At 66.6% G+C, this 25,794-nt stretch carries 25 protein-coding genes; 10 read left to right on the top strand and 15 right to left on the bottom strand.

Annotated features, from left to right (window positions below; all coding sequences use genetic code 11):
* Nucleotides 1-49: 49 nt before the first annotated feature.
* Nucleotides 50-544 (bottom strand): transcription elongation factor GreA, encoded by a 495-nt coding sequence (greA, locus tag C8K36_RS08505; protein WP_107984033.1) that lies wholly within the window; start codon nucleotides 542-544, stop codon nucleotides 50-52.
* 247 nt (nucleotides 545-791) lie between these two features.
* Nucleotides 792-1,217: a DUF4307 domain-containing protein gene (locus C8K36_RS08500; protein WP_107984032.1), complete on the bottom strand. Its 426-nt coding sequence runs from the start codon at nucleotides 1,215-1,217 to the stop codon at nucleotides 792-794.
* A 206-nt stretch (nucleotides 1,218-1,423) separates the two neighbouring features.
* Between C8K36_RS08500 and mca the strand changes: the two genes are divergently transcribed.
* Genes mca through C8K36_RS08485 form a run of 3 tightly spaced genes read left to right on the top strand, consistent with a single transcriptional unit; the run spans nucleotide 1,424 to nucleotide 4,642 of the window.
* Nucleotides 1,424-2,299 carry a mycothiol conjugate amidase Mca gene (gene mca / locus C8K36_RS08495; RefSeq protein ID WP_107984322.1) on the top strand — a complete coding sequence of 292 codons (876 nt, stop codon included), beginning with the start codon at nucleotides 1,424-1,426 and terminating at the stop codon, nucleotides 2,297-2,299.
* A gap of 2 nt (nucleotides 2,300-2,301) precedes the next feature.
* Nucleotides 2,302-2,607, top strand: a complete 306-nt coding sequence (locus tag C8K36_RS08490) for a hypothetical protein (RefSeq protein WP_107984321.1) — start codon at nucleotides 2,302-2,304, stop codon at nucleotides 2,605-2,607.
* Between the two features lie 7 nt (nucleotides 2,608-2,614).
* Nucleotides 2,615-4,642: a thioredoxin domain-containing protein gene (locus C8K36_RS08485; RefSeq protein WP_107984031.1), complete on the top strand. Its 2,028-nt coding sequence runs from the start codon at nucleotides 2,615-2,617 to the stop codon at nucleotides 4,640-4,642.
* A gap of 54 nt (nucleotides 4,643-4,696) precedes the next feature.
* Here C8K36_RS08485 and C8K36_RS24735 read toward each other — a convergent pair whose 3' ends face one another.
* From C8K36_RS24735 to trhA, 7 genes are all read right to left on the bottom strand, one after another.
* Nucleotides 4,697-4,846, bottom strand: coding sequence for a hypothetical protein (locus tag C8K36_RS24735; RefSeq protein ID WP_181319473.1), 150 nt, complete (start codon nucleotides 4,844-4,846; stop codon nucleotides 4,697-4,699).
* Between the two features lie 984 nt (nucleotides 4,847-5,830).
* Nucleotides 5,831-6,877, bottom strand: a complete 1,047-nt coding sequence (locus tag C8K36_RS08480) for an alpha/beta hydrolase (protein WP_107984030.1) — start codon at nucleotides 6,875-6,877, stop codon at nucleotides 5,831-5,833.
* Nucleotides 6,878-7,032: 155 nt separating this feature from the next.
* Nucleotides 7,033-7,158 (bottom strand): hypothetical protein, encoded by a 126-nt coding sequence (locus tag C8K36_RS25115; protein WP_258195328.1) that lies wholly within the window; start codon nucleotides 7,156-7,158, stop codon nucleotides 7,033-7,035.
* A 96-nt stretch (nucleotides 7,159-7,254) separates the two neighbouring features.
* On the bottom strand, nucleotides 7,255-7,413 hold the full coding sequence (locus tag C8K36_RS24730) for a hypothetical protein (RefSeq protein ID WP_181319472.1): 159 nt from the start codon (nucleotides 7,411-7,413) through the stop codon (nucleotides 7,255-7,257).
* Between the two features lie 786 nt (nucleotides 7,414-8,199).
* Complete coding sequence (locus tag C8K36_RS24525; protein ID WP_146176470.1) at nucleotides 8,200-8,397, bottom strand: hypothetical protein; 198 nt, start codon at nucleotides 8,395-8,397, stop codon at nucleotides 8,200-8,202.
* Nucleotides 8,398-8,522: 125 nt separating this feature from the next.
* Entirely contained in the window at nucleotides 8,523-10,031 is a 1,509-nt protein-coding gene (locus tag C8K36_RS08475; protein ID WP_107984029.1) for a wax ester/triacylglycerol synthase domain-containing protein, read from the bottom strand.
* A 110-nt stretch (nucleotides 10,032-10,141) separates the two neighbouring features.
* Nucleotides 10,142-10,810: a PAQR family membrane homeostasis protein TrhA gene (gene trhA, locus C8K36_RS08470; protein ID WP_107984028.1), complete on the bottom strand. Its 669-nt coding sequence runs from the start codon at nucleotides 10,808-10,810 to the stop codon at nucleotides 10,142-10,144.
* 181 nt (nucleotides 10,811-10,991) lie between these two features.
* On the opposite strand from trhA, the gene C8K36_RS08465 reads away from it, so the two are divergent.
* A complete protein-coding gene (locus C8K36_RS08465; protein WP_107984027.1) occupies nucleotides 10,992-11,759 on the top strand; it encodes an isoprenyl transferase in 768 nt (255 codons plus the stop codon).
* A gap of 3 nt (nucleotides 11,760-11,762) precedes the next feature.
* Here the strand turns inward: C8K36_RS08465 and C8K36_RS08460 are convergent, their stop codons facing one another.
* On the bottom strand, nucleotides 11,763-12,389 hold the full coding sequence (locus tag C8K36_RS08460) for a TetR/AcrR family transcriptional regulator (protein WP_107984026.1): 627 nt from the start codon (nucleotides 12,387-12,389) through the stop codon (nucleotides 11,763-11,765).
* 145 nt (nucleotides 12,390-12,534) lie between these two features.
* On the opposite strand from C8K36_RS08460, the gene C8K36_RS08455 reads away from it, so the two are divergent.
* Both C8K36_RS08455 and C8K36_RS08450 read left to right on the top strand, forming a co-directional pair.
* Nucleotides 12,535-13,869 (top strand): flavin-containing monooxygenase, encoded by a 1,335-nt coding sequence (locus tag C8K36_RS08455; protein ID WP_107984025.1) that lies wholly within the window; start codon nucleotides 12,535-12,537, stop codon nucleotides 13,867-13,869.
* Entirely contained in the window at nucleotides 13,866-15,005 is a 1,140-nt protein-coding gene (locus C8K36_RS08450) for a serine hydrolase domain-containing protein (protein ID WP_107984024.1), read from the top strand. The genes C8K36_RS08455 and C8K36_RS08450 overlap by 4 nt, the downstream gene beginning before the upstream one ends.
* A 54-nt stretch (nucleotides 15,006-15,059) precedes the next feature.
* Here C8K36_RS08450 and coaA read toward each other — a convergent pair whose 3' ends face one another.
* The gene (coaA, locus tag C8K36_RS08445) at nucleotides 15,060-15,992 is read right to left on the bottom strand and encodes a type I pantothenate kinase (protein WP_107984023.1); all 933 of its coding nucleotides are present in this window, start codon (nucleotides 15,990-15,992) and stop codon (nucleotides 15,060-15,062) included.
* Nucleotides 15,993-16,142: 150 nt separating this feature from the next.
* On the opposite strand from coaA, the gene C8K36_RS08440 reads away from it, so the two are divergent.
* The gene (locus C8K36_RS08440; RefSeq protein WP_107984320.1) at nucleotides 16,143-17,411 is read left to right on the top strand and encodes a DUF885 domain-containing protein; all 1,269 of its coding nucleotides are present in this window, start codon (nucleotides 16,143-16,145) and stop codon (nucleotides 17,409-17,411) included.
* Between the two features lie 42 nt (nucleotides 17,412-17,453).
* Entirely contained in the window at nucleotides 17,454-18,764 is a 1,311-nt protein-coding gene (glyA, locus tag C8K36_RS08435) for a serine hydroxymethyltransferase (RefSeq protein WP_107984022.1), read from the top strand.
* Nucleotides 18,765-18,815: 51 nt separating this feature from the next.
* Here glyA and C8K36_RS08430 read toward each other — a convergent pair whose 3' ends face one another.
* Complete coding sequence (locus C8K36_RS08430; protein ID WP_107984021.1) at nucleotides 18,816-19,430, bottom strand: hypothetical protein; 615 nt, start codon at nucleotides 19,428-19,430, stop codon at nucleotides 18,816-18,818.
* 474 nt (nucleotides 19,431-19,904) lie between these two features.
* Between C8K36_RS08430 and C8K36_RS08425 the strand changes: the two genes are divergently transcribed.
* The gene (locus C8K36_RS08425) at nucleotides 19,905-21,215 is read left to right on the top strand and encodes a PhoH family protein (RefSeq protein WP_107984020.1); all 1,311 of its coding nucleotides are present in this window, start codon (nucleotides 19,905-19,907) and stop codon (nucleotides 21,213-21,215) included.
* Between the two features lie 399 nt (nucleotides 21,216-21,614).
* Nucleotides 21,615-23,318, top strand: coding sequence for a 3-oxosteroid 1-dehydrogenase (gene kstD, locus C8K36_RS08420; RefSeq protein ID WP_107984019.1), 1,704 nt, complete (start codon nucleotides 21,615-21,617; stop codon nucleotides 23,316-23,318).
* Here the strand turns inward: kstD and C8K36_RS08415 are convergent.
* From C8K36_RS08415 to C8K36_RS08405, 3 genes are all read right to left on the bottom strand, one after another.
* On the bottom strand, nucleotides 23,305-23,718 hold the full coding sequence (locus C8K36_RS08415; RefSeq protein ID WP_107984018.1) for a carboxymuconolactone decarboxylase family protein: 414 nt from the start codon (nucleotides 23,716-23,718) through the stop codon (nucleotides 23,305-23,307). The two genes, kstD and C8K36_RS08415, sit on opposite strands and share 14 nt — an antisense overlap.
* Before the next feature lie 64 nt (nucleotides 23,719-23,782).
* Nucleotides 23,783-24,205, bottom strand: a complete 423-nt coding sequence (locus C8K36_RS08410; protein ID WP_107984017.1) for a limonene-1,2-epoxide hydrolase family protein — start codon at nucleotides 24,203-24,205, stop codon at nucleotides 23,783-23,785.
* Nucleotides 24,202-25,791 (bottom strand): serine hydrolase, encoded by a 1,590-nt coding sequence (locus C8K36_RS08405; protein WP_107984016.1) that lies wholly within the window; start codon nucleotides 25,789-25,791, stop codon nucleotides 24,202-24,204. The genes C8K36_RS08410 and C8K36_RS08405 overlap by 4 nt, the downstream gene beginning before the upstream one ends.
* Between the last annotated feature and the right edge of the window lie 3 nt (nucleotides 25,792-25,794).

The following is a 25,794-nucleotide window of genomic DNA, read 5'->3' as shown; positions in this document are numbered from 1 at the left end:
TTCGGGCGGAGGCCCGAACCGGGGTTTTCTTCACGTCATGGAGGCGCGATCAGGCGTGGTACGGCTCCGCGCTCAGGAGGGTGACCTTCATGCGGCTGCCGTTGGGCAGGGTGTATTCGCGGGTCTCGCCGACCTTGGCCTCGAGCAGCGCTGCGCCCAGCGGGGAGTTGGGCGAGTAGACCTCGAGCTTGTTGTCGCGGGAGCCCTCTTCACGGGTCGCGATGAGGAAGGTCTCGGTGTCGGACTCGTCGCCCTCGTAGTAGACCTTGACGACGGAGCCGGGGAGGGCGACGCCGGACTGCGTGGGCGCCTCGCCGACCTTCGCGTTGTTCAGCAGTTCCTGCAGCTGGCGGATGCGCGCCTCCTGCTGGCCCTGCTCCTCGCGCGCGGCGTGGTAACCGCCGTTCTCCTTGAGGTCACCCTCCTCGCGACGCTCGTTGATCTCGGCGGCAATGACCGGACGATTGGCGATGAGCTGGTCGAGCTCATTCTTGAGCCTGTCGTGAGACTCCTGAGTAAGCCAGGTCACCTGGGTCTCGGTCATTCTCGATCACTCCCTTGTATTCGAAGTCCGGATGGACTCCCTCGGCAGATCGCTGCGAACAGCAACGATCAACGGGCAGGCCGGCTCTAGTCCGTGGCGAAGATCCCCCGGGGTACGCCCACCGCGTGAGCAGACTCGTCCTGCCGTCAATGCAGCAATACACGGCTCCCATGGAACCGTGTATCGACTCATTTTAGCACGATGAGGGTTTTCGACCGATCGGAACGAAGACCGATCGGTACCCCGATCAACCCGCGCGAAGGTAGTCCGGAACGGTGGAACTGCAGCCGTACAAATCGCCCATCGCGGGCTGTTGCGAAGCGTAGACGGGCGCGGTGATCTCGACGGTCTGCGAATCCGACGGTGCGACGTACACCTCGCGGCGACCGGTCTCCGAGCCGTCCTTGGAGCGGGTTCGGATGATGCAGACCGCAGGCTCGGAAGGGTTCTCGCGCGTGACGGTGAACTGGATCTTCATCGTCCGGTCGTCGACGATGTCGAACGCCACCTGTTTGCCCTCGACATCCTTGACCGAGAACTTGGTGTAACCGATGTAGGCGATTCCGATGCCGGCGAGAATGACGAGACCGGTCAGTAGCCACTTGCCCCACGGGCGCGGGCCGGACTTCCGGCGCTCGGTTCCGTAGCGGTCCGGGGAGGGGGTACTGCTCATCACTCTGCTCTCGCGCCGTCGGTCAGGGGCCTGTTGCGGGGCCGTCGGAGTCGTCGTTTGCCGCGGGTAGCGGGGGTACGACAGACGGTCGTATGTGTCAGGTGGAACTATAGGGGAAGGACGACGGCGCCCCGCGAGTGGTGGCTGTCGGACACTGCAGGTGACACGCCACGACAGTGACACGCGAAGCTGAGGTGAAGACACACGTGAGCGGATTCCGACTCATGGCCGTTCATGCCCATCCCGACGACGAGTCGAGCAAGGGCGCGGCCACGATGGCCCGTTACGCCGCCGAGGGCAACGAGGTGCTCGTGGTGACCCTGACGGGTGGCGAGCGTGGTGACATTCTCAACCCCGCGATGGATGTCCCCGGTATCCGCGACCGGATGACCGAGGTGCGTCAGGAGGAGATGGCCGAGGCCGCCCGCATCCTCGGGGTGCAGCAGACGTGGCTCGGGTTCGTCGACTCCGGCCTTCCCGAGGGCGATCCGAAGCCCCCGCTGCCGGAGGGATGCTTCGCGCTCGAACCCCTCGAGGTACCCACCGAGGCGCTGGTGAAGGTGATCCGCGAGTTCCGTCCGCACGTGATGACCACGTACGACGAGAACGGTGGCTACCCGCACCCGGACCACATCAAGTGCCACGAGGTGTCGATGGCCGCGTACGACGCGGCAGGAGACCCGGAACAGTTCCCCGACGCCGGTGAGCCGTGGGAGGTGCAGAAGGTCTACTACTCGCACGGGTTCATCCGTAAGCGCCTGGTCCAGTTCCAGGAGGAGTACGAGCGTCGCGGGGAGGATTTCCCCATGGCCGAGTGGTTGAAGAAGTGGAAGACCGAGCAGGGCGACCTGATGGCGCGCGTGACCACGCAGATCGAGTGCGGCGACTATTTCCCGCAGCGCGACGATGCGTTGCGGGCCCACGCGACCCAGATCGATCCCAACGGGTCCTTCTTCGCGGTGCCGCTCGACATTCAGCAGAAGATCTGGCCGACCGAGGAGTTCGAGTTGGCCAAGACCCGGGTGCACACGGCGATCCCGGAGAACGACCTTTTCGCGGGCATTGTGGAGGATGAGCAGTAGTGATGACGACGTTGGCGTGGGAGCTCCTGGCACAGGGGACCAGTACGCCGAGTAGCCCGCAGGGACCCGAATTCGGCAAGGCATCGCCGCTCGGACTGGTGCTCGTCGTGGCGTTGCTGGTCGGCACCGTCCTGCTGATCCGTTCGATGAACAAGCAGCTGCGGAAGCTGCCGGACACGTTCGAGCCAGAACACCCCGAGGCCGATCAGGCGGCGGACGAGGGCACCGAGCGAGGCGCCTCGATCACCGAGGTGACAGAGCCGGAGCACAAGACAGAGCAGGACCCGCCCGCTAAGCCTGCGAGCTAGGACACTCGTGACAGCGCCGGGGGCTCGCGACCGCAACACGCTCGGCGATGCGACCAGTCCCTATCTGCGTCAGCACGCCGACAACCCGGTGCACTGGCACCAGTGGGGCCCCGACGCGCTGTCGTGGGCGCGGGAACGCAATGTGCCGATCCTCTTGTCGATCGGCTACGCGGCCTGCCACTGGTGTCACGTCATGGCGCACGAGTCGTTCGAGGACGACGCGACGGCGGCCGTGATGAACGAGCACTTCGTGTGCATCAAGGTCGACCGCGAGGAACGTCCCGACCTCGACGCCGTCTACATGAACGCGACGGTGGCGATGACGGGCCAGGGCGGCTGGCCGATGACGTGTTTCCTCACGTCCGACGGCGCCCCGTTCTACTGCGGCACCTATTACCCGAAACAGCCACGCGGCGGGATGCCGTCGTTCACCGAGCTGCTCCACGCCGTCACCGACACGTGGCGCAACCGTCGCGGCGACGTCGACGATGCCGCCGCCTCGGTGGTGGCGGAGTTGCGCCGCAGCAGCGGTGCGCTGCCTGCCGGTGGGACGCAGATCGGCGTCCCATTGCTGTCGGGCGCGGTCGCAAGCGTGCTGCGCGACGAGGACCGCGACCGCGGTGGATTCGGCGGCGCCCCCAAGTTCCCGCCGTCGATGCTGCTCGAGGGCCTGCTGCGGTCGTACGAGCGGACGTCGGCCGAACCGACGCTCCGGGCGATCGAGCGCACCGCGGACGCGATGGCCCGCGGTGGCCTCTACGACCAGCTCGGTGGCGGCTTCTCGCGCTACTCGGTGGACGCCGAGTGGGTGGTGCCGCACTTCGAGAAGATGCTCTACGACAACGCCCTGCTGCTGCGGTTCTACGCCCATCTCGCGCGGCGGACCGGTTCCGCGCTCGCGCACCGCGTTGTCGAGGAGACTGTCGACTTCCTTCTGCGTGACCTGCGGACTCCGGCGGGTTCGTTCGCCTCGGCGCTCGACGCCGACACCGATGGCGAAGAGGGCCTCACCTACGCCTGGACGCCGCAGCAGATCGTCGACGTCCTCGGCGACACCGACGGGGCGTGGGCTGCGGAGACGCTCGCGGTGACGGACGCGGGCACCTTCGAACACGGCACGTCGGTGCTGCAACTGCTCGCGGATCCGACGGACATCGACCGACTGGCCGACGTCCGATCACGCCTACTTGCCGCGCGGGACCGCCGGCCACAACCCGGACGGGACGACAAGGTCGTCACGGCCTGGAACGGGTTGGCGATCACGGCCCTCGCCGAGGCGGGTGGTGCGCTCGGCCGCGGTGACTGGGTCGAAGCCGCCGAGGAATGCGCGCGGATGGTGCTCTCGATACACCTCGTGGACGGACGATTGCGCCGGGCATCGCTCGGCGGGGTGGTGGGCGAGCCCGCGGGCATCCTCGAGGACTACGCGGCCCTGGCCACGGGCCTGCTGGCTCTGCACCAGGTGTCCGGCGATCCGGATTGGCTCGATTCCGCGATGTCACTGCTGGACACCGCGATCGACCACTTCGCCGATCCCGACCAGCCGGGGAGTTGGTTCGACACCGCGGACGATGCCGAGGTTCTGGTGACCCGTCCGCGTGATCCGCTCGACGGAGCGACGCCGTCCGGGGCGTCGAGCGTCACCGAGGCACTGATGACCGCTGCAGCGCTGTCCGACGCCGCCGACTCGTCGAGATACGCGACGGCGGCAGCCGATTCGCTGTCCCGCGCGGCCGTCGTTCTGCAGCGGGCACCGAGATCGGCGGGGCACTGGCTCGCCGTCGCGGAGGCGTGGGTGCGCGGTCCCATCCAGATCGCGGTGTCGGAGGACGCGCCGTCCGAGCTGTCGAGGCAGGCGCGACGCCTCGCGCCCGGTGGTGCCGTCGTCGTTGCGGGGCGTGTCGATTCGGCGCCGTTGCTGGCGGATCGGCCACAGATCGACGGGGCTCCCACGGCCTATGTGTGCCGGGGATTCGTGTGTGAGAGACCGGTCACAGAGGCCGGCGGACTGCAGGATCTGCTCCAGGAGCGATGACGAACGAGGGCCCGCGCGGTGATCCGCGCGGGCCGTCGTTGAAAGCTGTTGTGCCTATCCGCTGATGCCGTTGAGGCTGCCGAGAGCCTCGCCGACGAGCGTGCCGAAGCCGGCGATGACACCGGTGACCGAGTTGATCAGGCCGGCGAGGACGGTGTCGGCGCTGCCGAGCGGAATCTGGATAGCGGTGCCGATGGAACCCATGTTGAACCTCCGAAATTGGTGCAGGGCCGTGCCTTCGGCCTGCGAGATGTGGGGTGCTCCCTAGGAGAGCCTGGTCGCCGAGTTCAGGACTCGGCAGACGCGATCGGGCGTCAGCTGCCGAAGATGCCGAGGATGCCCTCGACCGACCCGGTGATGGTGCCGAGCAGCTGATCCAGCGCGGCCGAGGAATTGGCGAACAGGCCTTCGAGCGATCCCATGTGAGTCTCCTTGTGTCAGTGCGGTCAATGCGCCTCCGCGTGAGCGGGTGCACGATCGTCGTCAAGCCGGACCGGCTTGTGACAGTTGAGACGGTAACAATCGGTTGGTCTCTTTGTGGCGGAATGCGCAAACAATTGCGCTCCTTTTGGACAAACGACCGATTGTCTGAATTGGCCGAGTTGTCTGGTGATGAATGCGCCGAGGGCCCGTGCGTGAACGCACGGGCCCTCGGGATTCGGTGGACGCAGGCGGTGCTGCGTCGCTGGCCTCAGCTGAGTGCGAGGCCTGCGTAATCGATCAAGTTGCGGAACGAATTGAGCAAACCGACGCCCAGGGCGTCGAGGCTCATCACGGGAATCTTGATCAGGTCTGCGAGCGAAGTCATGTCCAACCTCCGTATCGTTGCAGGTCTCGGGCGAGGCGCTGCCAGTCGAGTGATGCGAATCGGGTTGTGATCGCGTCGGGATCACACACAGTTGATCGATGGAGCGCGGGCTGGATCAGGCCCCACTGCTCGTGACGATGCCACCCACCCAGTCGAGGATGGCCTTGACCGTGCTTCCCGCCAGCTCGATCGACTGGACGGAATCGAAGATGTTCGCTAAGGAACCCATTTCTACTCCCGACAGGTTGCGGCCACGTATTCCTGTCGAGATCCCGACAGGAATATGTGTGCCGAGTTCTGCGCGCGCAATTGCGCGTGCCCGCTGACTGTACCAACGACCGGTCGGTTCGTCCTATCGATACCAAATGTTCGGTCGCCGACTAGCGGAGAGCGGAGTCGACCGTCGGCCACGAGCGGACCAGTTCGTCACGCCAGTACGGCCAGGCATGGACGCCCACTGGTTGTGCGCTCCGCGTCACGTCGGCACCGGCGTCCCGAAGTGCCTGTGTCAGTTGGTCGGTGCACAGGTTCGAGCCTGCCTCGAGAAGCCCGCCCACCACCACGGTCTGTGCGATTCCCTGGTGGTCCAGGGATTCGTGGGGGCCGGGAAGTCCGTTGCCGGAGGACAAGTAGATCTTCTTGCCGACCAGTTGGGATGCGTTGCGGAACAGATCGTGTGCGCGCCAGTTGTCGTTGCCCTGCGGGCCCCACATCATCTCGGAGTTGGCCATACCGTTGAGAACCACGAGGTCCGTGAGCGCCTTCCCGACGGGCCCTTCGGTGAGGTAGCAGCCGCTGTAGCCGACGACGCCGGTGTAGAGGCCGGGCGTCCTCGACGCGAGCATCAGGGCGCCCTGGGCGCCGGACGAGATCCCCCCGATGACGTTGCGTCCGTTGGTGTCGAACTGTGCATCGATCAGCGGGGGCAACTCCTCGGTCAGGAAGGTCTCCCACTTGGTCTGGCCGAACTTGGGGTGGTCGCTGTCCCAGTCCGAGTAGAGGCTGCCGGTTCCCCCGACGGGCATCACGGCGTAGACGTTCTTGTCCACGAAGAACTCCTCCGCGTTCCCTCTGCGCGGATCGAGCCAGTTGGTACTGGCGTCCTGACCTGAATTCCCGTCGAGCAGATAGAAGACGCCCCGGGATTCGGAACGGTCCGCCGGGATCATGACGTTCACCGGCACTTCGCGCCCCATCGCAGGGGAATCGACGGTCAAAAGCACGAGGCGGTCGGTCGCGTTGGTGGCGTTGACGATCGAGGCCTGCGCGCCCTGCGCGACCAGTTCGCCGGCGGGCACTGCGGCGAAAACAATGGGCGCACTGGCAACCGAGACCGCGGCCAGTGCGGCCGTGAAGACGAGTGCGCACGCGGCTCGCTTCGGGTGCGTGGGTGTGCTGCTGCGTGGGGAACTGCCGCGACTCGTCATTCTCGATGTCCTTCGGGGCCAGCGATTCAGGTCGGGAGCGTACGTCGATCTCCGCCGTGCGCCGAGCCTGAAGTGTAAGAGGTTGCCCCGGAAACGCATAGACGCCACACGGCGCCGCACCAGAAGGCGCGGCGCCGTGTGTCGCGTGTGTGCGGTCAGTTCTCCGTCGGGAAGCTGCCCACGTAGCCGCCGCTCAGAGCGCTCAGAACGTTGAGAACGTTCTGGAAGTTGTTGGACAGGCTGCCGATGAACAGGTTGTTGAGCGCTTCGATGGATCCCATGATGCTCCTTCGGTTTTCGGTGAGTGATGTGGAGGTACGCACCGGCAAGTGCCGGATCGTTGTCGCGGCAACGGTGCGGGGTGCCCTGCGGGCTGATCAGCCCAGTGAGCCGGTGGCGCCGAGGATGGCCTGGACGCCCTGGAAGCCGGCAGTCAGCGCGCCCGCGACGGAACCGAAGGGGGCCGCGGCAACTCCGCCGAGGTCCAGGATGAAGCCGGTGATCAGCGTGAAGTACGAGTCGAGGATCGATGACATGTGTGCGCCTCCTGATGTGGTGTTGCATGAACCGGCCCCCAAAAACCGAACACGACACTGGAATTGGGCGCCCGTCAGTGGACGCGGGTGATCGCGCCTTGACAGGCGGAAATGCTATCAAGATCAACTTCGAAAATCGAGATAAAATTGAATGGACGTTTGTTCGGATATCGTAAAACTGAGCGTCCTTTGGGCCCTTGGGTTGGTCGACGCAAGAGGCTTTGTGCCCGATCGTGTTGCCGGGGCTCGACGTTTTCGTGCAACGAAGGCAGGCGGCCGATGCGGGCGAGCGCAGTGGCGGAATGGAATGCGCGTCGACATATGTGTCAGAGCGCGATCGACGGGCGCTCGGTGGCGTGGAGGACTCTGACGACGTGTCGCGCCGATCGGTACTCCGCCGGCGGAGATCGGAAGCTGATCGATCGGCTGGTCAGTGCACCAGGGCGGGGTCGCGGCTCGGCCGGCACCGATGGTGCGGATTCTTTTTGTCCCGCAGACGCAATCGGGGCCCGCGCGTCTGCGCGGGCCCCGATTCAGGTGCTCGACGCACCCGTGTCGTTACTGCTTGGGCAGCCCTTCGGGGTAGCCGCTGAGGGTGAACAGGGACATGAGCCCCTTCATGACCTGAGCGCTCACGCTCCCGGTCACAACTCCGATTGCTTCGTAGACGGATGCCATGATTCTCCTTAGGTCTGACGGTTTCGAGCGATTGTCAAAACTGCATCGAAGCGGGCTGCAGCAATTGGATACCGCACACTGCAGCTCGAAATCGCGGGTTGGTAGCCCTTAGCCCTTGGCCGGAGGAGCCGAGAAGCTGTCGATCGAGCCGAAGCCGATGGAGACGAGCTCACCCAGCGAGCCGAGGGCATCCTGGATGCTGGTCTGAGTCGAGCCGAGCAACGCGGGGAGTAGGCCGTCGGCGGCGAGGGAATTGAGACCGCCATTCCCCAAGATTGCGCCCATAAGTCCTTCGAGTGAACCCATTCTTCCTCCTGAAGACGTCATGTGTCCGGCATCGAATCCTGCACACAAGCCTGGACCGCACACCGGTTCTTTTGTGTCACAGGCTCCTTGCTCTGCCCGTGATCAATCGGAACGGTAACAACGGGTCAAGGGGTGACGGGTCGGATTCGGGAAAGTTTTCGGGAATCGGAGGAAGTCCCCTCGGTGCCCACTTTCGCTGCCCCCTCCACGAGCGAGCGGAATGACTCGAGGAGGAGAGACTTGTAATGGTCGGTGTCCGGCATCATCGCGGTGTCGGTGCAGAACGATATTTCGATCTCGTCACCGTGGTGCGACACGATCAGATGTCTGAGGCCGACCTTGTCGATGATTCCGAGAAGGCCGAAACTCTTCACCAGAGGCGCACCCCGAAAAACCATGTCGTCACCAGTCCACGGGATGTTGCTGACCATTGTGTTCACGGTTTCGACGGTTCCTTCGGGCTGTTTGCGCAGGCCCATCAGGCGAGTGACCAGTTTCAGCAGCCAGGCCGGTGATGTGTCGATTCGCGACGCCGCCACCTGGACGTCGGGGTCCCGGTGCCGCCCCTTCTCGGCGCGGACGGAGGCGTTGATGGCGCGGAGTCTCAGAATAGGGTCGTCGATATCGGTGTGGAGGTCCACCGCCAGCAGTGCGAGATGGTTCGCGCGGTTTCCGTCCGGATGGTCCGCCACACCCGGGCGGGTGCCGCGCAGCGACATGGGTACCAGTGCGGCGAGCGATCCGGGCGGTGTCTCGTCCTTCTCCGCCAGATATTTGGCGATGGCGCCGGAGATGGTGGCCAGGAGAACGTCGTTGAACGTCGAGCTCTCGACTGCTGCCTGGACGGCCCGAATGCCCTCGGGCGGGAAGCTCACCACATCGAAGGTGAGGTCCGGAGTGATCGCAGTGTTGAAGCGGGTCGCCGGCCGCCGCGGGGGTGCCGGGGCGATCGCGCCGGCTTCGACCTGTTCGGTGACCCGGCGCGCCGCCTCGCCTGTCGTGGTGAGCCCCTGACGAAAGTTGCGCCAGTGCTGGGGGAGTCGGCCGACGGCCTTGACGAATTCCGCGGTCGTGGACCAGTGCTCGGATGTCGCCGGAAGGGGCGGATGAGTCTCCGCGCGACCGAAGATTCGCAACGCCAAGTCGCGTGCGGCGAGCCCGTCCCCGGAACTGTGGTGGCATCGCAAAACTGCGACCGTCATCCGCGCGGGCAGTCCGTCGATGCCGGTGACTCCGGTGAGGAAGTGCAGCTGCCACGGTGGGCGGGTGAGGTCGAGGGATTTGCCCGAGAACCGGGCGATGTGGTGCCGCAGGGCGTCCCAGCCCGGGGCCTCCACGGGTTCGACGACAACGTGGTACGACAGATCGAGGGTGGGGTCCGGCACCCAGAACGGATAGTCGAGAGCCAGCGGGATGTGGCGTAGCCGGCGGGTGAACACGCCGCTGTACCCGAGACGCTCGCGCATCCAGGAGACGGCCTCGTCCTGTGTCAGCGGCGCGGCCTCGGCGGTGCAGTCGAACAGGTAGATGCCCGTCGAGTTCGCAATGTGGTTCTCGCCCTCGTTGAAGACGAAGTCGGCATCTTGCGGTGCCAGTCGGGTGATGCCGCCAACTACTCGTTCGGTCGTCGTCACAACGTTGCCTCCCTGGTCAGATCGGCCCAGGGTAAGCAGGTCAACGGTGATCGCGGGTGCTTTTGCGGACGTTCCACGCAAACTCGGCGACCGGGATCGCGCGATATCGGCTACCCGAACACCACCAGGCAGACGGCGACGAAGTGGCACACCGCCGCGACGGCGGTTGCGGCATGGAAGAACTCGTGGTGCCCGAAGGTGCGTGGCCACGGGTTGGGCCACTTGGTGGCATAGAGGACGGCGCCGACGCTGTAGAGGACTCCGCCGACGGCGAGCAGCACCATCGGTGCGACGCCGGCCTCGTGGACCAGTTCGCCTGCGACGGGGACGATGGCCCAGCCGAGCAGAAGGTAGAGGGGGACGCCGACCCAGCGGGGGGCGGTGGGCCACAGCATCTTCAACGCGACACCTGCGAGGGCGCCGCACCATACGACGATGAGGAGGACCTTGCCGGTGTGCGGTGGCAGTGCCAACAGGCCGAACGGCGTGTAGCTACCGGCGATGAACAGAAAGATCATTGAGTGATCGGCGCGCTTCATCCAGATGCGCGCCCGGACGGTGTGCCAGTGGATGCGGTGATACGTCGTGCTCACTGCGAACAGTCCGCAGACAGTGATGCAGTAGATGAGTGTGGCGACGCCTGCCCGGGGCGACTCGACCGAGAATGCGAGCGAGACCAGCACCGCGCTCGCGAGGATCGCGACCACGAGCGACCATGCGTGGATCCATCCGCGCATCCGAGGCTTGACCGGAAGGTCGTCGAGTCCGAGTGCCGTCATGCCGTGCCCCTGTCTGTTTTTTCCGCCTGGTGGGACAGTTCTCGCCAGTAACCTACGCAACGGTAACCTACGGTTCCGTAACCTAGGAAGCGTTCGCTGGTGAGGCGTGCGCGACACTCGGGTGCTCGCCGCTGCCCGCCCGGGTCCGCGGCGTAGTCTTGCTTTCCGTGGTGATGTCCAGGTGAAGTTGCGCGGCCTGCTGTACAGCATCTACGAGCGACGGCTCCTGCGCCGCCTCGACGGTTTACAGCATCCGCGCCATGTGGCGGTGATGTGCGACGGCAATCGTCGCTGGGCGCGGGAGAACGGCTTCACCGACGTCAGTCACGGGCATCGGATGGGTGCGCACAAGATCGCCGAACTCCTCCGCTGGTGCGACGCGGCCGGCATCGAGATGGCGACGATCTATCTGCTGTCGACCGAGAACCTGCGCCGCGAACCCGAGGAACTCGACACCCTGCTCGAGATCATCACCGAGGTGGTCGAGGAGATCTCGGGTCCGGGAAAGAACTGGAGCGTCAAGATCGTCGGCACGCTCGACCTGCTGCCGGAGGATCAGGCGAGGCGACTGCGCGACGCCGCCGAGGGCACGCGCGGGCGCACGGGCACCCATGTCAACGTCGCGGTCGGATACGGCGGTCGGCAGGAGATCGCCGACGCCGTCCAGTCTCTGCTGCGCGAGAAGTTGGCCGCCGGCCTGTCCGGAGACGACCTCGTCAAGGCAATGAGCGTCGAGGGCATCGACGGCCACCTCTACACGTCGGGGCAGCCCGATCCCGACCTCGTGATCCGCACGTCCGGCGAGCAGCGGCTGTCGGGCTTCCTGCTGTGGCAGAGCGCGTATTCGGAGATTTGGTTCACCGAGGCGTACTGGCCCGAGTTTCGGCGCGTCGACTTCCTGCGGGCGTTGCGCGACTACGCGGCGCGGCATCGTCGGTTCGGTACCTGATACTCACGCCGGTGGCGACAAGGCCGGAAACCAGATGTCGGTGAGGACTTCCGCCGCCTGCTCGCGGGGAATCTCGATGGTGCCCTGCACCGCCCAGCGGGTGAAGAACCGTTCGAGCTGGGTGACGAGCAGTTCGATCCGGAGTCGGGCTTCCTGCTCGCGGGCGGTGCCCCACCGGGTCAGGTAGGACGGCATCGCGTCCGGTAAGGCGGAGATGGCGTCGCGGGCAGGTTCCCGGAAGTCCGGTTCGAGGACCAGCGCCTCGTCCCACGCCGGAAGGATCGCCCGGTTCCGCTCGAACCAGTCGACGGCCCGCTCGACCCAGCGCACGAATTCCTCGCGTGACCCGCACTCGAGGACCTCGTCCAGGTCGGCGTAGACCGATGCGGCGCGCGGTTCCATCGACTCGGACCCGATCCTGCGCAGGACGTCCGTCTTTCCCGTGAAGTGCAGGTAGAAGGTGGCGCGACTGCACCCGGCGGCGGAGGTGATGTCGTCGACCTTCACAGCGGCATACCCGTTGGCCGCGAACAGTTCACGGGCGCAGTCGAGTAGCCGAAGTCGCGTCAGCCGCTTCTGCTCGTCACGCTGGGTCGGCCTCCGTCCGGGTTCGATGTCGATCTCGCTCATGCTCACACCCCCATCATCCCGGCGGATGCCGGGTGGCTTCTCGCCGATTTCGCTTGACAGTATGTCAGCGAATCGGGTTCTATGACGCACATCACATGTTCGGTTCAGTGGTCGTAGGCGATTCGAGTGCGGGAGAGAGGCTTCCATGGCACAACTACCCAAGGTGTGCATCATCGGTGCCGGATGTTCAGGTTTCACGACGGCCAAGCGCCTCAAGGACCACGGCATCCCATACGACTGCTTCGAGGCCTCCGACGACGTCGGCGGCAACTGGTACTACAAGAATCCGACGGGGATGTCGTCGTGCTACGAGAGCCTGCACATCGACACGTCGTCGACCCGGTTGCAGTTCGAGGACTTCCCGGTGCCCGACGATTGGCCCCATTTCCCGCACCACTCGCTCATGCACGGGTACTTCCGGGACTACATCGAGAAGTTCGGCCTGCGCGAGACCATCACGTTCGGGACGATGGTCGAGAAGGCCGAGCGGACTGCGGACGGGCGATGGGACGTCACGCTCGATACCGGTGAAACCCGCACGTACGACGCTCTTGTCGTCGCCAACGGTCACCACTGGGATCCGCGGATGCCCGAGTATCCCGGCACGTTCGACGGACAGATCATCCACAGCCACGACTACCTCAGTGCCTTCGATCCAATCGACATGCGTGGCAAGAACATCGTCGTGGTCGGCATGGGCAACTCGGCCCTGGACATCGCGTCGGAACTGTCGCACCGGTCGATCGGCAAGCACGTGTGGGTTTCTGCGCGGCGCGGGGTCTGGGTGCTCACCAAGTACCGCGAGGGCAAGCCGGCCGACAAGATGATGATGCCGCCGTGGATGCCGAAGAAGCTGGGCCTGTCCATCGCTCGGCGCAAGATCAAGAAGTCGTTGGGGCGGATGCAGGACTACGGCCTGCCGGAACCGGATCACGAACCGCTCGGGGCACATCCTTCGGTGAGCATCGACTTCCTCGCCAAGGCCGGCTCGGGCGATCTGACGTGCGTGCCAGCCATCGAGTCGCTCGACGGCGACCACGTCCGGTTGGTCGACGGACGCCGGATCCCCGCTGACGTCATCGTGTGCGCGACGGGCTACAACATGAGCTTCCCGTTCTTCGACGATCCGTCGCTGCAACCCGATGCCCAGCACCGTTTCCCGCTGTTCAAGAGGATCATGCAGCCCGGTGTCGACAACCTGTTCTTCATGGGCCTGGCGCAGGCATCGCCGACGATCGTCAACCTGGCCGAGCAGCAGAGCAAGCTCGTCGCGGGCGTGCTCACCGGCGCATACACGCCGCCGACGGCGGAGGAGATGAACGGCATCATCGCGGTCGACGACGCCGCCAGCCTCGCGCAGTACTACCAGACTCCGCGGCACACCATTCAGGTCGACTTCGCGCGGTACGTGCGCGATCTGAAGAAGGAAATCGCAGCGGGGGAGAAGCGGGCGCAGCACACCCCGGTGGCCGCGCGGTGACGGCCGTCGAGGGATTCGCGGCACCCCGGTTCGATGGTCTGCGGGACCTGTTGCAGCGCAACCTCGACGACGGATCCGATGCGGGTGCATCGGTGTGTGTCGTGCGGGACGGGGAGATCGTCGTCGACCTGTGGGGCGGCGTCGCCGACGTCGACACCGGTGCGCGCTGGGTCAAGGACACGGTCGTCAATACCTACTCGCTGACGAAGACCATGACGGTGCTCTCAGCACTCCTCCTGGTCGACCGCGACGAGCTCGACCTCGAGGCCCCGGTGGCGCGGTACTGGCCGGAGTTCGCCGCGAACGGCAAGGAGGGTGTCCTGGTGCGTCACGTCCTCGGGCACACGTCCGGCGTGAGTGGCTGGGAACGGCGGCTCACCGTCGCCGACATCTGTGACGCCGTCCGCGCGGAGGACTTCCTTGCCGCGCAGGCACCGTGGTGGGAGCCGGGGAGCGGATCGGGCTACCACGCCACCAACTACGGGCACCTGGTCGGCGGGATCGTCCGGCGTGTGACGGGCCGCAGCCTCGGGGAGTTCTTCGCAACCGAGATCGCCGATACCTGCGGCGCCGACTACTACATCGGGACCCCCTCCGACGTCGACGCACGCATCGCGCCCCTGATCCCGCCGCCGCCCACCGGATTCGACTACGCGGCGCTCCCGCCCGACGGCATCTTCGTCAAGACGATGACGAATCCGGTGATCCCGATCCCGGAGACGTCGAGCAGGCAGTGGCGCGGCGCCGAGATCGGTGGCGCGAACGGGCACGGTAACGCCCGATCGGTCGCCGTCGCGCAGTCGGTGCTCTCGCACGGCGGACGGACGCTCTCGGGCGAGCGCTTGTTGCGACCCGAGACGATCGACCGCATCTTCGACGTGCAGGCCGACGGCATCGACCAGGTCCTCGGCGTGGCATTGCGTTTCGGCCTGGGCTTCGCGCTGCCCGCGCCGAAGGTCCACCCGTCGATCCCGACCGGACGGGTGTGCTGGTGGACCGGCTACGGAGGATCGATCGTCGTCAACGACCTGGACCGCCGGATGACGTTCGCCTATGTGATGAACAAGATGACGCCGCAGCTGCTGGGTGCCCCGCGGACGGATGCGTACGTCGCGAGGGCCTACGAGGGGCTCTGACCGCGGGGTGTCCTTCGCGTCACCAGGGGAGCGTGAAGGACACCCGGTCCGGGATCAGAGTTTGCGTAGTCGCAGCCTGTTGATGGTGTGATCGGCGTCCTTGCGGAGCACCAGCGTCGCGCGCGGCCGGGTCGGCAGGATGTTCTCGACGAGATTGGGGCGGTTGATCGAGTTCCAGATGTCCTCGGCCGCGAGGGTCGCATGCTCGTCGGACAGCGCGGAATAGTGGTGGAAGTGCGCGTTGGGATCGGCGAACGAAGTCTTGCGCAGTGCCAGAAAGCGTTTGATGTACCACGCCTCGATGTCCTCGATCCGTGCATCGACGTAAATCGAGAAGTCGAACAGATCCGACACCATGAGGCGGGGTCCGGTCTGCAGCACGTTGAGGCCCTCGATGATGAGGATGTCCGGCTGCCGGATGAGGTGGTACTGGCCCGGGATCACGTCGTACGAGGTGTGTGAATAAACCGGCGCCGCAACTTCTTCTGCGCCGGACTTGACCTCTGTGACGAACCGCAGCAGCTTGCGGCGGTCATAGCTCTCCGGAAAGCCCTTGCGGTGCATCATGCCCCGCCGGGTCAGTTCCGCGGTGGGGTAGAGGAAGCCGTCGGTGGTGACCAGGTCGACGCGCGGATGGTGCTCCCACCGGGCGAGCAGGGCCTGCAGCACGCGGGCCGTTGTCGACTTGCCGACCGCGACGCTGCCCGCAACGCCGATGACGAACGGCACCTGACGGTCGGGGTGCTTGTCCCCGAGGAACGTTGCGGTGGCCGCGAACAGTCGCTGGCGGGCCGCGACCTGCAGGTGGATCAGGCGTGCGAGTGGCAGGTAGACCTCGGCAACCTCGTCGAGATCGATCTGTTCACCGAGGCCGCGCAGCCCGACGAGTTCTTCCTCTGTGAGCACGAGCGGTGTCGCCTTGCGGAGCTTGCGCCACTGCTTGCGGTCGAACTCGACGTAGGGGCTGGTTTCGCTCACCCGAGCCATCGGCGCACCTCTCGTGAGAGCGGCTCCGACTGCGGTCGGTGTATGCGCGTGCTGGGGGGAGGCAGGTGCATGACGCAAATTGTGCTCGCAGCCACAGTCCACCGATACGTCGGGTCCACTTCGAACCGAAAACGACTAGTGTCGGCCGTCATGGAGCCCGACACATTGGTGCGTGAATACCTCCTGCTGGGTCTGCGTTTCGACCGCTTGGAGGAAGGTTTCGTCGATGCCTACACGGGCGATCCGGCGTTGCGCCGTCAGGTGGAGAACGAGCCGCGCCCGGACCCGCGCCGACTGGCCGGCGACGCTCGCGCACTGAGGGCGGACCTGACCTCGGCAGGCCTGTCGGCGGAGCGAATCCGCTTCCTCGACGCCCACCTGACCGCGCTGGAGTGTTCGGCCCGCAAGTTCGCGGGCGACGACATCGGTTTCGTCGACGAGGTCGCCGCCTACTTCGACGTGCGGATCGAGCCCGCTGACGAGGACACCTACCGCGAGGCCCACCGACGCATGGACGCCGTGCTGCCCGGGCCGGGCACCCTCTCGGAGCGGATGGAGGCGCACCGTGCCGCGGACCGCATCCCACCGGATCGCCTCGGCGAGTGCGTCGAGGCATTCAACAGTGCACTGCGCGACCGGGTGCGGGCCGCGTACGCGTTGCCCGACACAGAGCGCGTCGACTACGAGGTGGTCGGCGACAAGCCGTGGTCCGGGTTCAACTACTACCTCGGCGGCTACCGGTCCACCGTCGCGATCAACTCCGACCTCGACCAGCACATGTCGAACCTCCCGCGGCTGATCGCGCACGAGTCGTATCCGGGCCACCACACCGAGCACTGCCGCAAGGAGGCCGGCCTCGTCGGAGCCGGACAGCTCGAGCAGACGCTGTTCGTCGTCAATACCCCGCAGTGCCTCATGGCCGAGGGGCTCGCAGACCTGGCCCTGGAATCCGTCGTGGGCGCGGGTGTGAGCGGAGCTGCCGGTCAAGGCTGGGGACGGTGGGCGCAGGAGATCTACGCCGACCTGGGGTTGCGGTTCGACGGCGACCGCGCAGAGGAGTTGTCGGCGGCGTCGAGCGGCCTGCTGTCGGTGCGCCAGGACGCGGCCCTGCTGCTGCACGACCGACACGCGAGCGTCGAGGACGTCGAGGCGTACCTGCAGCGGTGGAGCCTGACGAGTCCGGAGCGGGCGAAGCAGAGCCTGCGCTTCTTGTCGTCGCCGCTGTGGCGGGCCTACATCAGCACCTACGTCGAGGGTTACCGGCTGCTCGGGGCCTGGCTGGACCGTGCGCCGATCGGACCGGAACGGTCCGATCGGTTCCGTCGACTGCTCGACGAACCACTCACCCCGGGCGCGCTGCGCGACGACCTGGTGGCCGCCGACGGAGCCGCTTTGGGGACTGAACCGCCTCGTCCTTAGACTGAGGGGGATACTTCCGCAATCCAGCCTGGAGATTCGCTGATGACTGCTGTGCCTGCCACCGACGTGAACACCGCGTCCCTCGCCGAACTGGACCCCGAGGTCGCCACCGCGATGGCGGGTGAGTTGTCGCGTCAGCGTGACACCCTCGAGATGATCGCGTCGGAGAACTTCGTTCCCCGCGCCGTCCTCGAGGCCCAGGGCAGCGTCCTGACCAACAAGTACGCCGAGGGCTACCCGGGTCGCCGCTACTACGGCGGCTGCGAGTTCGTCGACGTCGTGGAGGACCTGGCGCGCAGCCGCGCCAAGGAGGTCTTCGGGGCCGAGTTCGCGAACGTGCAGCCGCACGCCGGCGCGCAGGCCAACGCCGCGGTGTTGATGGCGCTGATGAACCCGGGCGAGAAGCTCATGGGCATGGATCTGGCCCACGGCGGTCACCTCACCCACGGCATGAAGCTCAACTTCTCGGGCAAGCTGTACGAGGTCGCTTCCTACGGTGTCCGTGAGGACACCCACGTCGTCGACATGGACCAGGTCCGCGAGACGGCGCTGCGGGAGAAGCCGCAGGTCCTGATCGCCGGCTGGTCCGCGTATCCGCGTCACCTCGACTTCGCTGCGTTCCGTTCGATCGCCGACGAGATCGGCGCCAAGCTCTGGGTCGACATGGCGCACTTCGCCGGTCTGGTCGCTGCGGGTCTGCACCCGTCGCCGGTGCCGCACGCCGATGTCGTCTCGACCACGGTCCACAAGACCCTCGGTGGCCCGCGTTCGGGCATGATCCTGGCGAAGAAGGAGTGGGCGAAGAAGCTCAACTCCGCGGTGTTCCCGGGTCAGCAGGGCGGCCCGCTGATGCACGCGATCGCCGCGAAGGCTGTGGCGATGAAGATCGCCGGCACCGACGAGTTCAAGGCCCGCCAGGAGCGCACCCTGGCCGGCTCGAAGATCCTCGCCGAGCGCCTCGGCGGCGCCGACGTCGCCGGCAACGGCATCTCGGTCCTCACCGGTGGCACCGACGTCCACCTGGTTCTGGTGGATCTGCGCCATTCGCAGCTCGACGGCCAGCAGGGTGAGGATCTGCTCCACGAGATCGGTATCACCGTCAACCGCAACGCGGTGCCGTTCGATCCGCGTCCGCCGATGAACCCGTCGGGTCTGCGTATCGGTACTCCGGCGCTGGCCACCCGCGGCTTCGGCGACGCCGAGTTCACCGAGGTCGCCGACATCATCGCGACGGCGCTCGCTGCTGGTGCGGGCGCCGATGTCCCGGCCCTGCGTGCCCGGGTCTCGACGCTGGCGCAGGACTTCCCGCTGTACGAGGGTCTCGAGGGCTGGGGTCTGCTGCCCAAGGCCTGATTCTCGGTCCACGACGGCCCGTACCCCATGGGGTACGGGCCGTCGTCGTGTTCACCGTCCGTCCGATACCGCCGGGCGGTCGGGATGGTCGTAGCGCACCACGATGTCCGCTGCGGCGTCGTTCGCGGCATCGTGCGCGAGCAGCGGATCGATCGTCCACAGGTCGTCGGACGAAGTGCGGCGCCGGAGGGCATTGGCGGAGAGCATCAGCTGCACGACGACATCCGTGCCGAGCTCGCGTCCGTGCAGCATCGGTCCGGCGAGCAGCAGCACCTGTCTGGGGCCGGCGTCGAGGATCGATGCCCGTGCCGAGCGATCGGTGGATTCGTCCCACAGCCGGGGTAGCCACTTCTGCCGCTCGCGCAGCGCCACGACGACTTCGCGATGCAGTGCCGGAAAGTCGAACCAGCCTGTGCGGTAGCTGTATCCGTCGCGGTGGCCGTGCTCGAAGCGGAGCGAGGCGGGCCGAACGTACTCGTGTAGCGACACCACCGCAGCGGGACGACCGGAGAGACGCAGGCGTGCGCTCACCCGATCCGCGAACCCCACCGGATCCGCCGCATCTGCGCCGGATATCGCAACCACTCGGACTCCGGGTTCTGCGGTGGCACGGTCGACTACCAGTTCGACCAGCGCGTCGGGTGTGACGGGACGGAAGGATGTCATCGGCGCTGACCGGGGCCGGGGCGTTCGAGTGCGATGGTGTCGTCGGCGTTGGGGGGAATCACTGTTCCAGTGTGGACGATCGATCGGTGCCGACGAGTAGGCGCTGCGCCCGGTGCACGCGTCAGCCCGCCACTCGCGATCGAGATTTGCCGCGGAGAATATCGATACCGTGACCAGGGATGTCGTCAGTGGCAGCGCGCGGACGACGGCGGCGACAACCTGTGAGCGGGGCGATGCGTAACGCTCCGTTCACTCGACACGCCGGACGCGTGCACTGGCGGATCGGTCTACAGGCGTACCGTCGCGCTTAACAGTCAGCAGGGGTAGCTGACTGTACGGGAGGTCCTGATCGTGGCTGAACTATTCAGTGCGAGGGGGCCGGCACCCGGCCCTCGTGTCATCTGACACTCGGGCCCGGACCGGTCCAGCGAACAGGTTTGCGCGGGTGCCACGCAGCCGAACGAGGAGCCTCACGTGACCGCAATCAGCTCCGTCCGCACTTACGTCCTCGACACCTCGGTCCTGCTCTCGGATCCGTGGGCCGCCAGTAGATTCGCAGAACACGAAGTGGTTCTGCCACTGATCGTGATCAGCGAGCTCGAGGACAAGCGTCACCATCACGAGCTGGGTTGGTTCGCCCGCGAAGCACTGCGGATGCTCGACGATCTCCGGCTCGAGTTCGGTCGACTCGATCGCCCGGTGCCGATCGGTACCGAGAACGGCACGCTCCAGGTGGAACTCAACCACACCGATCCGTCAGTGCTCCCGGTCGGATTCCGAACGGACAGCAACGATTCCAGAATCCTGGCATGCGCGCTCAACCTTGCGGCCGAGGGCAAGGACGTGGTCCTGGTCAGCAAGGACATTCCACTCCGCGTGAAGGCCGGCGCGGTGGGCCTGCCCGCCGACGAATTCCGCGCGCACGACGTCGTCCCGTCCGGGTGGACCGGTATGACGGAACTCGATGTCGACTCCGGTGACATCGACCAGATGTTCGCGGAGGGTGTCGTCGATCTCGATGAGGCGCGAGAGCTACCGTGTCACACGGGTATTCGTCTACTCGGCGGGAGATCGAGCGCGCTCGGTCGGGTGACCCCGGACAAGCGGGTGCAGTTGGTGCGCGGTGAGCGCGAGGCCTTCGGCCTGCACGGCCGGTCCGCAGAGCAGCGCGTGGCGCTGGATCTGCTGCTCGACGAGAGCATCGGGATCGTCTCGCTCGGTGGCAAGGCAGGAACCGGAAAGTCGGCGCTCGCTCTCATGGCGGGGCTCGAAGCCGTCCTCGAACGGCGCAGCCACCGCAAGATCGTGGTGTTTCGCCCGCTGTACGCGGTGGGAGGCCAGGAGCTGGGCTACCTTCCGGGCAGTGAGAGCGAGAAGATGGGCCCGTGGGCGCAGGCGGTCTTCGACACGCTGGACGGGCTCGCGAGCCCCGAGGTGATGGAGGAGGTGCTGAGCCGCGGAATGCTGGAAGTGCTGCCGCTCACGCACATTCGCGGACGGTCGCTACACGATTCGTTCGTGATCGTGGACGAGGCGCAGTCTCTCGAGCGCAATGTGCTGCTCACCGTCCTGTCGCGACTCGGCACGGGATCCCGGGTCGTGCTCACCCACGATGTCGCACAGCGTGACAACCTGCGGGTCGGTCGGCACGACGGTGTCGCGGCCGTCATCGAGAAGCTGAAGGGCCATCCGCTGTTCGCGCACGTCACGCTCACCCGCAGTGAACGCTCGCCGATCGCGGCCTTGGTGACGGAGATGCTCGAGGAGTTCGGTCCCACCGGCTGAGTCGGCACCGCCTGAGTCGGCACCGCCGGAGGTGGGCGGGCAGGCGCGCGGCCACCGGCCGGCTTCCGAGGGGAGGCGTGCCGGGCGGTGGCTGCGGCCGGCGTGACCGCACCCACCGCCCGGCGGTGCAGCGCTCGCTCACGTCGGGGGGTGAGCGAGTGCTACGACTGCTTCGACAGAGGAGAAGCAGCGGTTCAGACGTTAGCGGTCGTTGCGGTCATCGGGAAACCCCAAATGGGTCGTGGTGGACATTTCATCCATCATTTCACCCCTGCAATCGGAGTCGAACTCCGCGGTCCATCCAGCGTGCGGGCGGTTTCACCCTCAAATCGTTGTTCAATACTGAAACGTGTTCTAGATTTGGGTTCGACGGTTGCCGACGCGTACCGAGGGGTTGACATGGCACAGAATGCGGAGCAGGACGAGCAGTTCGACGTGGTCGTGGTGGGGGCGGGCGGTGCGGGCATGGCTGCGGCGATCACGGCCGCGCAGAAGGGGCTCACGGTCGTCGTCGTCGAGAAGTCCCGGTATTGGGGCGGGTCCACCTCGCGGTCCGGTGGCGGCGTATGGATTCCCGGCAACTCGGTCCTCGTCCGTGACGCGCCCGCCGACGACATCGAAGCGGCGCGGCGCTACCTGCACAGCATCATCGGTCCCGGCGTCGACCCCGCCCGGATCGACACGTACCTCGACCGTGGACCCGAGGCTCTGCAGTTCCTCATCGACAACTCGCCGCTGAAGCTGGAATGGGTGAAGAACTACTCCGACTACTACCCGGAGGCGCCCGGCGGCCTGTCCACCGGACGCTCGTGCGAGCCCAAACCGTTCGACGCCAGGGCGCTCGGGGACGACCTCGACACCCTGCATCCGCAGTACAGCAAGGCCCCGCTCAACGTCGTGGTCAAGCAGTCCGACTATCGCTGGCTCAGTACGGGATTGCGGCACTGGCGCGGCCCCGTTCGGATGGTCCGGGTCGGGATGCGCACCTTCGTCGCGAAGGCGCGGGGGCAGAAGCTGATCGGCATGGGGGCAGCCCTCATGGCCGAACTGATGCTCGGCGTGCGCGCGGCGGGAGTTCCGATGCGCCTGGACACCGGCCTGGTCGACCTCGTCGTCGAGAACGGCCGGGTGACGGGGGCGGTCGTCGAATCGGACGGCGACAGGCGGACTCTCCGTGCCAGGTACGGCGTGGTTCTGGCCTGCGGTGGGTTCGACGCCAACGACGAGATGCGCAAGAAGTACCAGCGCGCACCGATCGGAGCAGACTGGACCATCGGCGCGCCCACCAACACCGGCGACGGTATCAATGCCGGACTCAAGGTCGGTGCCGCAATCGATTTCATGGACGACGCGTGGTGGGCGCCGTCCATTCCGCTGCCCAAGGGGCCGTGGTTCGCGCTCGCCGAGCGGTCCCTTCCGCGCAGCATCATGGTCAACGACCGCGGTGAGCGATTCATGAACGAGTCACTGCCGTACGTGGAGGCGACGCACCGCATGTACGGCGGCGAATTCGGTCAGGGCGAGGGGCCCGGTGAGAACCTTCCCTCCTGGCTGATCTTCGACCAGACCTACCGCAACCGCTACCTGTTCGCAGGCGTCACTGCGCGCAGCCCACTGCCCCGGAAGTGGCTCGAGAGCGGCGCGATCGTCAAAGCGTCGAGTATCGACGCCCTCGCCGACAAGATCGGGGTGCCCGCCTCGACACTCGAGGCGACGGTGCAGCGGTTCAACAGCTTTGCGCGCAGCGGAACCGACGACGACTTCCATCGCGGCGAGAGCAAGTACGACCACTACTACGGCGACATCACCAACAAACCCAACCCGAGCCTGGGGGAGGTGGCCAAGCCGCCGTTCTACGCCGCGCAGATGGTGCCCGGCGATCTCGGCACCAAAGGCGGCATCGTCACCGACATCGACGGTCGGGCGTTGCGCGAGGACGGCTCGGTGATCGAGGGGCTGTACGCGGCCGGCAACACCAGCGCACCGGTCATGGGGCACACGTATGCAGGGCCGGGAGCGACGATCGGTCCGGCGCTGGTATTCGGTTACCTTGCGGCGCTGGATATTGCGGCCAAGGCGGGACGTCCGCTCAGCCCTCGCTGAGCGGCCCCAGTTCCGCTTCGAGAACCTCCTGGACGACGCGCATCGCGGCGAGACCGGCGGGGGCGCCGCAGTAGGCGCTCGCGTGGATCACCGTCTCGACGATCTCGGTGCGGGTGAGGCCGTTGCGCAGTGCGCCGCGCACGTGTCCGCGCAGTTCGTTCTCGGCGCGCAGCGCGATGAGCATGCCGAGATTGACGAGGCTGCGGCTGCGACGGTCCAGTCCGGGCCGGGTCCACACCGATCCCCAGACGTGCTCGGTGATGAACTCCTGGATGTCCTCGGAGTCGGTGCCGCGGGTGCGTTCGAACGCCCGCTCGACGAAGTCGGCGCCCATCACCTCGGTGCGGACGGCGAGACCGGCCTGGAAGGCGTGGGAGGTGTTCTGGTGCTGTTCGGTCATCGCCGTCGACTTTCTGTGTGGGGTGAACGCGGCACGTGTCGCCGGTACCGCACGCGTGGGCAGCCTACTCCGGCGGCTGTCGCCGCAGGAGTGAGCGTGCGGTAGCCGTGACGGTGCCCACGGCCACGTTGCCCCAGCTGAAGCGGTCGCGCCAGACGGCAATCCGTCCGTCGCGCAGTTCGAAGGTTCCGCACACCCAGAACGTCGACCGCAGCGGACCCACGAACAGCGTGTCGATGCGCTCGGTCAGCACAGTCTCACTGTCGCCGGCGATGTTCCGCATCTCCGCTTCGAATCGCAGCGCCGGACGGTTCGCGAAGGACAGCGCGCGACGGACCGCGGACCGCCCGCGCAGTGTGGGCAACGTCGTGTTCTGCCACACCATGTCGGGAGTGAGGTATCCGACGGCACGGTCGACGTCTCTGTCGGTGAGGGCCGCGAAGAAGTCCTCGACGACGCGAATAGCAGTGTTCGAATCTGTGCTCACGGTGCGCTCCTGGTGAAGGTGCCGAGTCCGTCGGAGTCGAAGAACTCGAGGGTGAGGGTGTCGCCGGCGAAGGTGGCCGACGAGATGGTCCCGGCGGGCGCGTTCTCGCCGTCGGGGGTGAAGGTGAACACATCGCCGTCCCAGTGCGTGAGTGGGAACGCGAGACCCTTCGGCCCCATCGTGAGGACCAGCCTGCCGTCCCGTTCGGAGACCTGCGCCGCACCGAAGTAGTCGTTGGCGTAGCTGCCCACGTAGTCCGGCAGCGGTCGGGCCGGTGCCGGATCGGTCGGCGGGGACTGTCCGACGAGGGCGCCCTGGGGTTGGTCCGCCTTCGCGAACGCCTGTTCGTAGAGGCCGGTCCACTCCTCGCGGATCTCTCCGAACTGCACCAGGTCGGAGAACCCCGAACTCAGTGTCTCCGCGACGCCCACCGGGGCCGCGTTGGTGAGCACGACGATCGCGGTGTCGGCCGACGGGATCGCGAGGAAACTGGTGGCCGCGCCGAGCGCGAAGGCCCCCGAATGGCTGAGCGTGACGCGTCCGGCCGGGCTGGTGCCCACGTTGAAGCCGTAGCCGTAGAAGCCGGCCCGTGTGTCGGGGCTCGTCGGTGGTGACGACACGGACTGTGGGGAGATCGCGGGTTGCAGCGCCTCCGCGGGGACGAGGGGCTGCCCGTCGACCTGGCCGTCCGCCAGCAGCATCGTCAGCCACGCGGCGACGTCGTTCACCGACGAACTGACGCCGCCTGCGGGAGACTGGGCGTCCGGCTCGCGCACGTACTGTGCGACGTAGTTCCCGTCGATCTTCACGTGCCCCACCGCCTTGTTCTCGCGCGCCGCGTAGTCCGCGAAGCGAGAACTGGTGTCGGACATACCCAGCGGTTGGTAGAGCAGCCGATCCGACAGGCCGGCCCAGTCGGTGCCCGACGCGGCGGCGACCGCCTCGGCTGCGGCGGTGACCCCGAAATTGGTGTAGGCGTATGAATCTCGGAACGGCGCGAGCGGCAGGAGGCGCAAACGTTCGAGGATCTGTCGCCGGTCGTAGCCCAGGTCCTCGAGTTCGTCACCCGCGTGATCGGGCAGGCCCGAGCGGTGCGCGTAGAGGTCGCCGATCGTCACGTGCTGACTCACGTACGGGTCGGCGAGCGCGAACCCCGGCAGCTTCGAGGCCACGGGCGTGTCCCAGTCGACGACACCACTCGCGACCTGACGTGCGACGACCGTTGCGCCGATCGGTTTGGACATCGACGCCAGCTGGAAGACCGTGTCTGCATCCACCTTCTCCGACGACCCGGCCGCGCGCACCCCAAACCCCTTGGCGTACAACGTCTGACCGCCGTGGACGACGGCGACGGCCATGCCCGGAATCCCGGAGGAGTCCATCAGCTTCTCCGCCAGACCGTCGAGTTGCGCGACCGCGTCGGCCACCGACGCCTCCGGCAGGGGCACGCCGGCGACCCGGGCCGGGTTCTGCGGGGTCTGTCCCGCCGGCGTGGACGCCGTGGTGTCGGTGGCCTGGCTGCATCCCGCGACGAGGGCAACCGCGGCGAGCGGGACTGCGAGGACGCGGCGATGGAACGGGCGCATGTC

The sequence above is a fragment of the Rhodococcus sp. OK519 genome, assembly GCF_003051005.1.
Lineage (GTDB): Bacteria > Actinomycetota > Actinomycetes > Mycobacteriales > Mycobacteriaceae > Prescottella.
The sequence above is the reverse complement of the archived record's forward strand: the minus strand, read 5'-3'. Positions and strand labels throughout refer to the sequence as shown.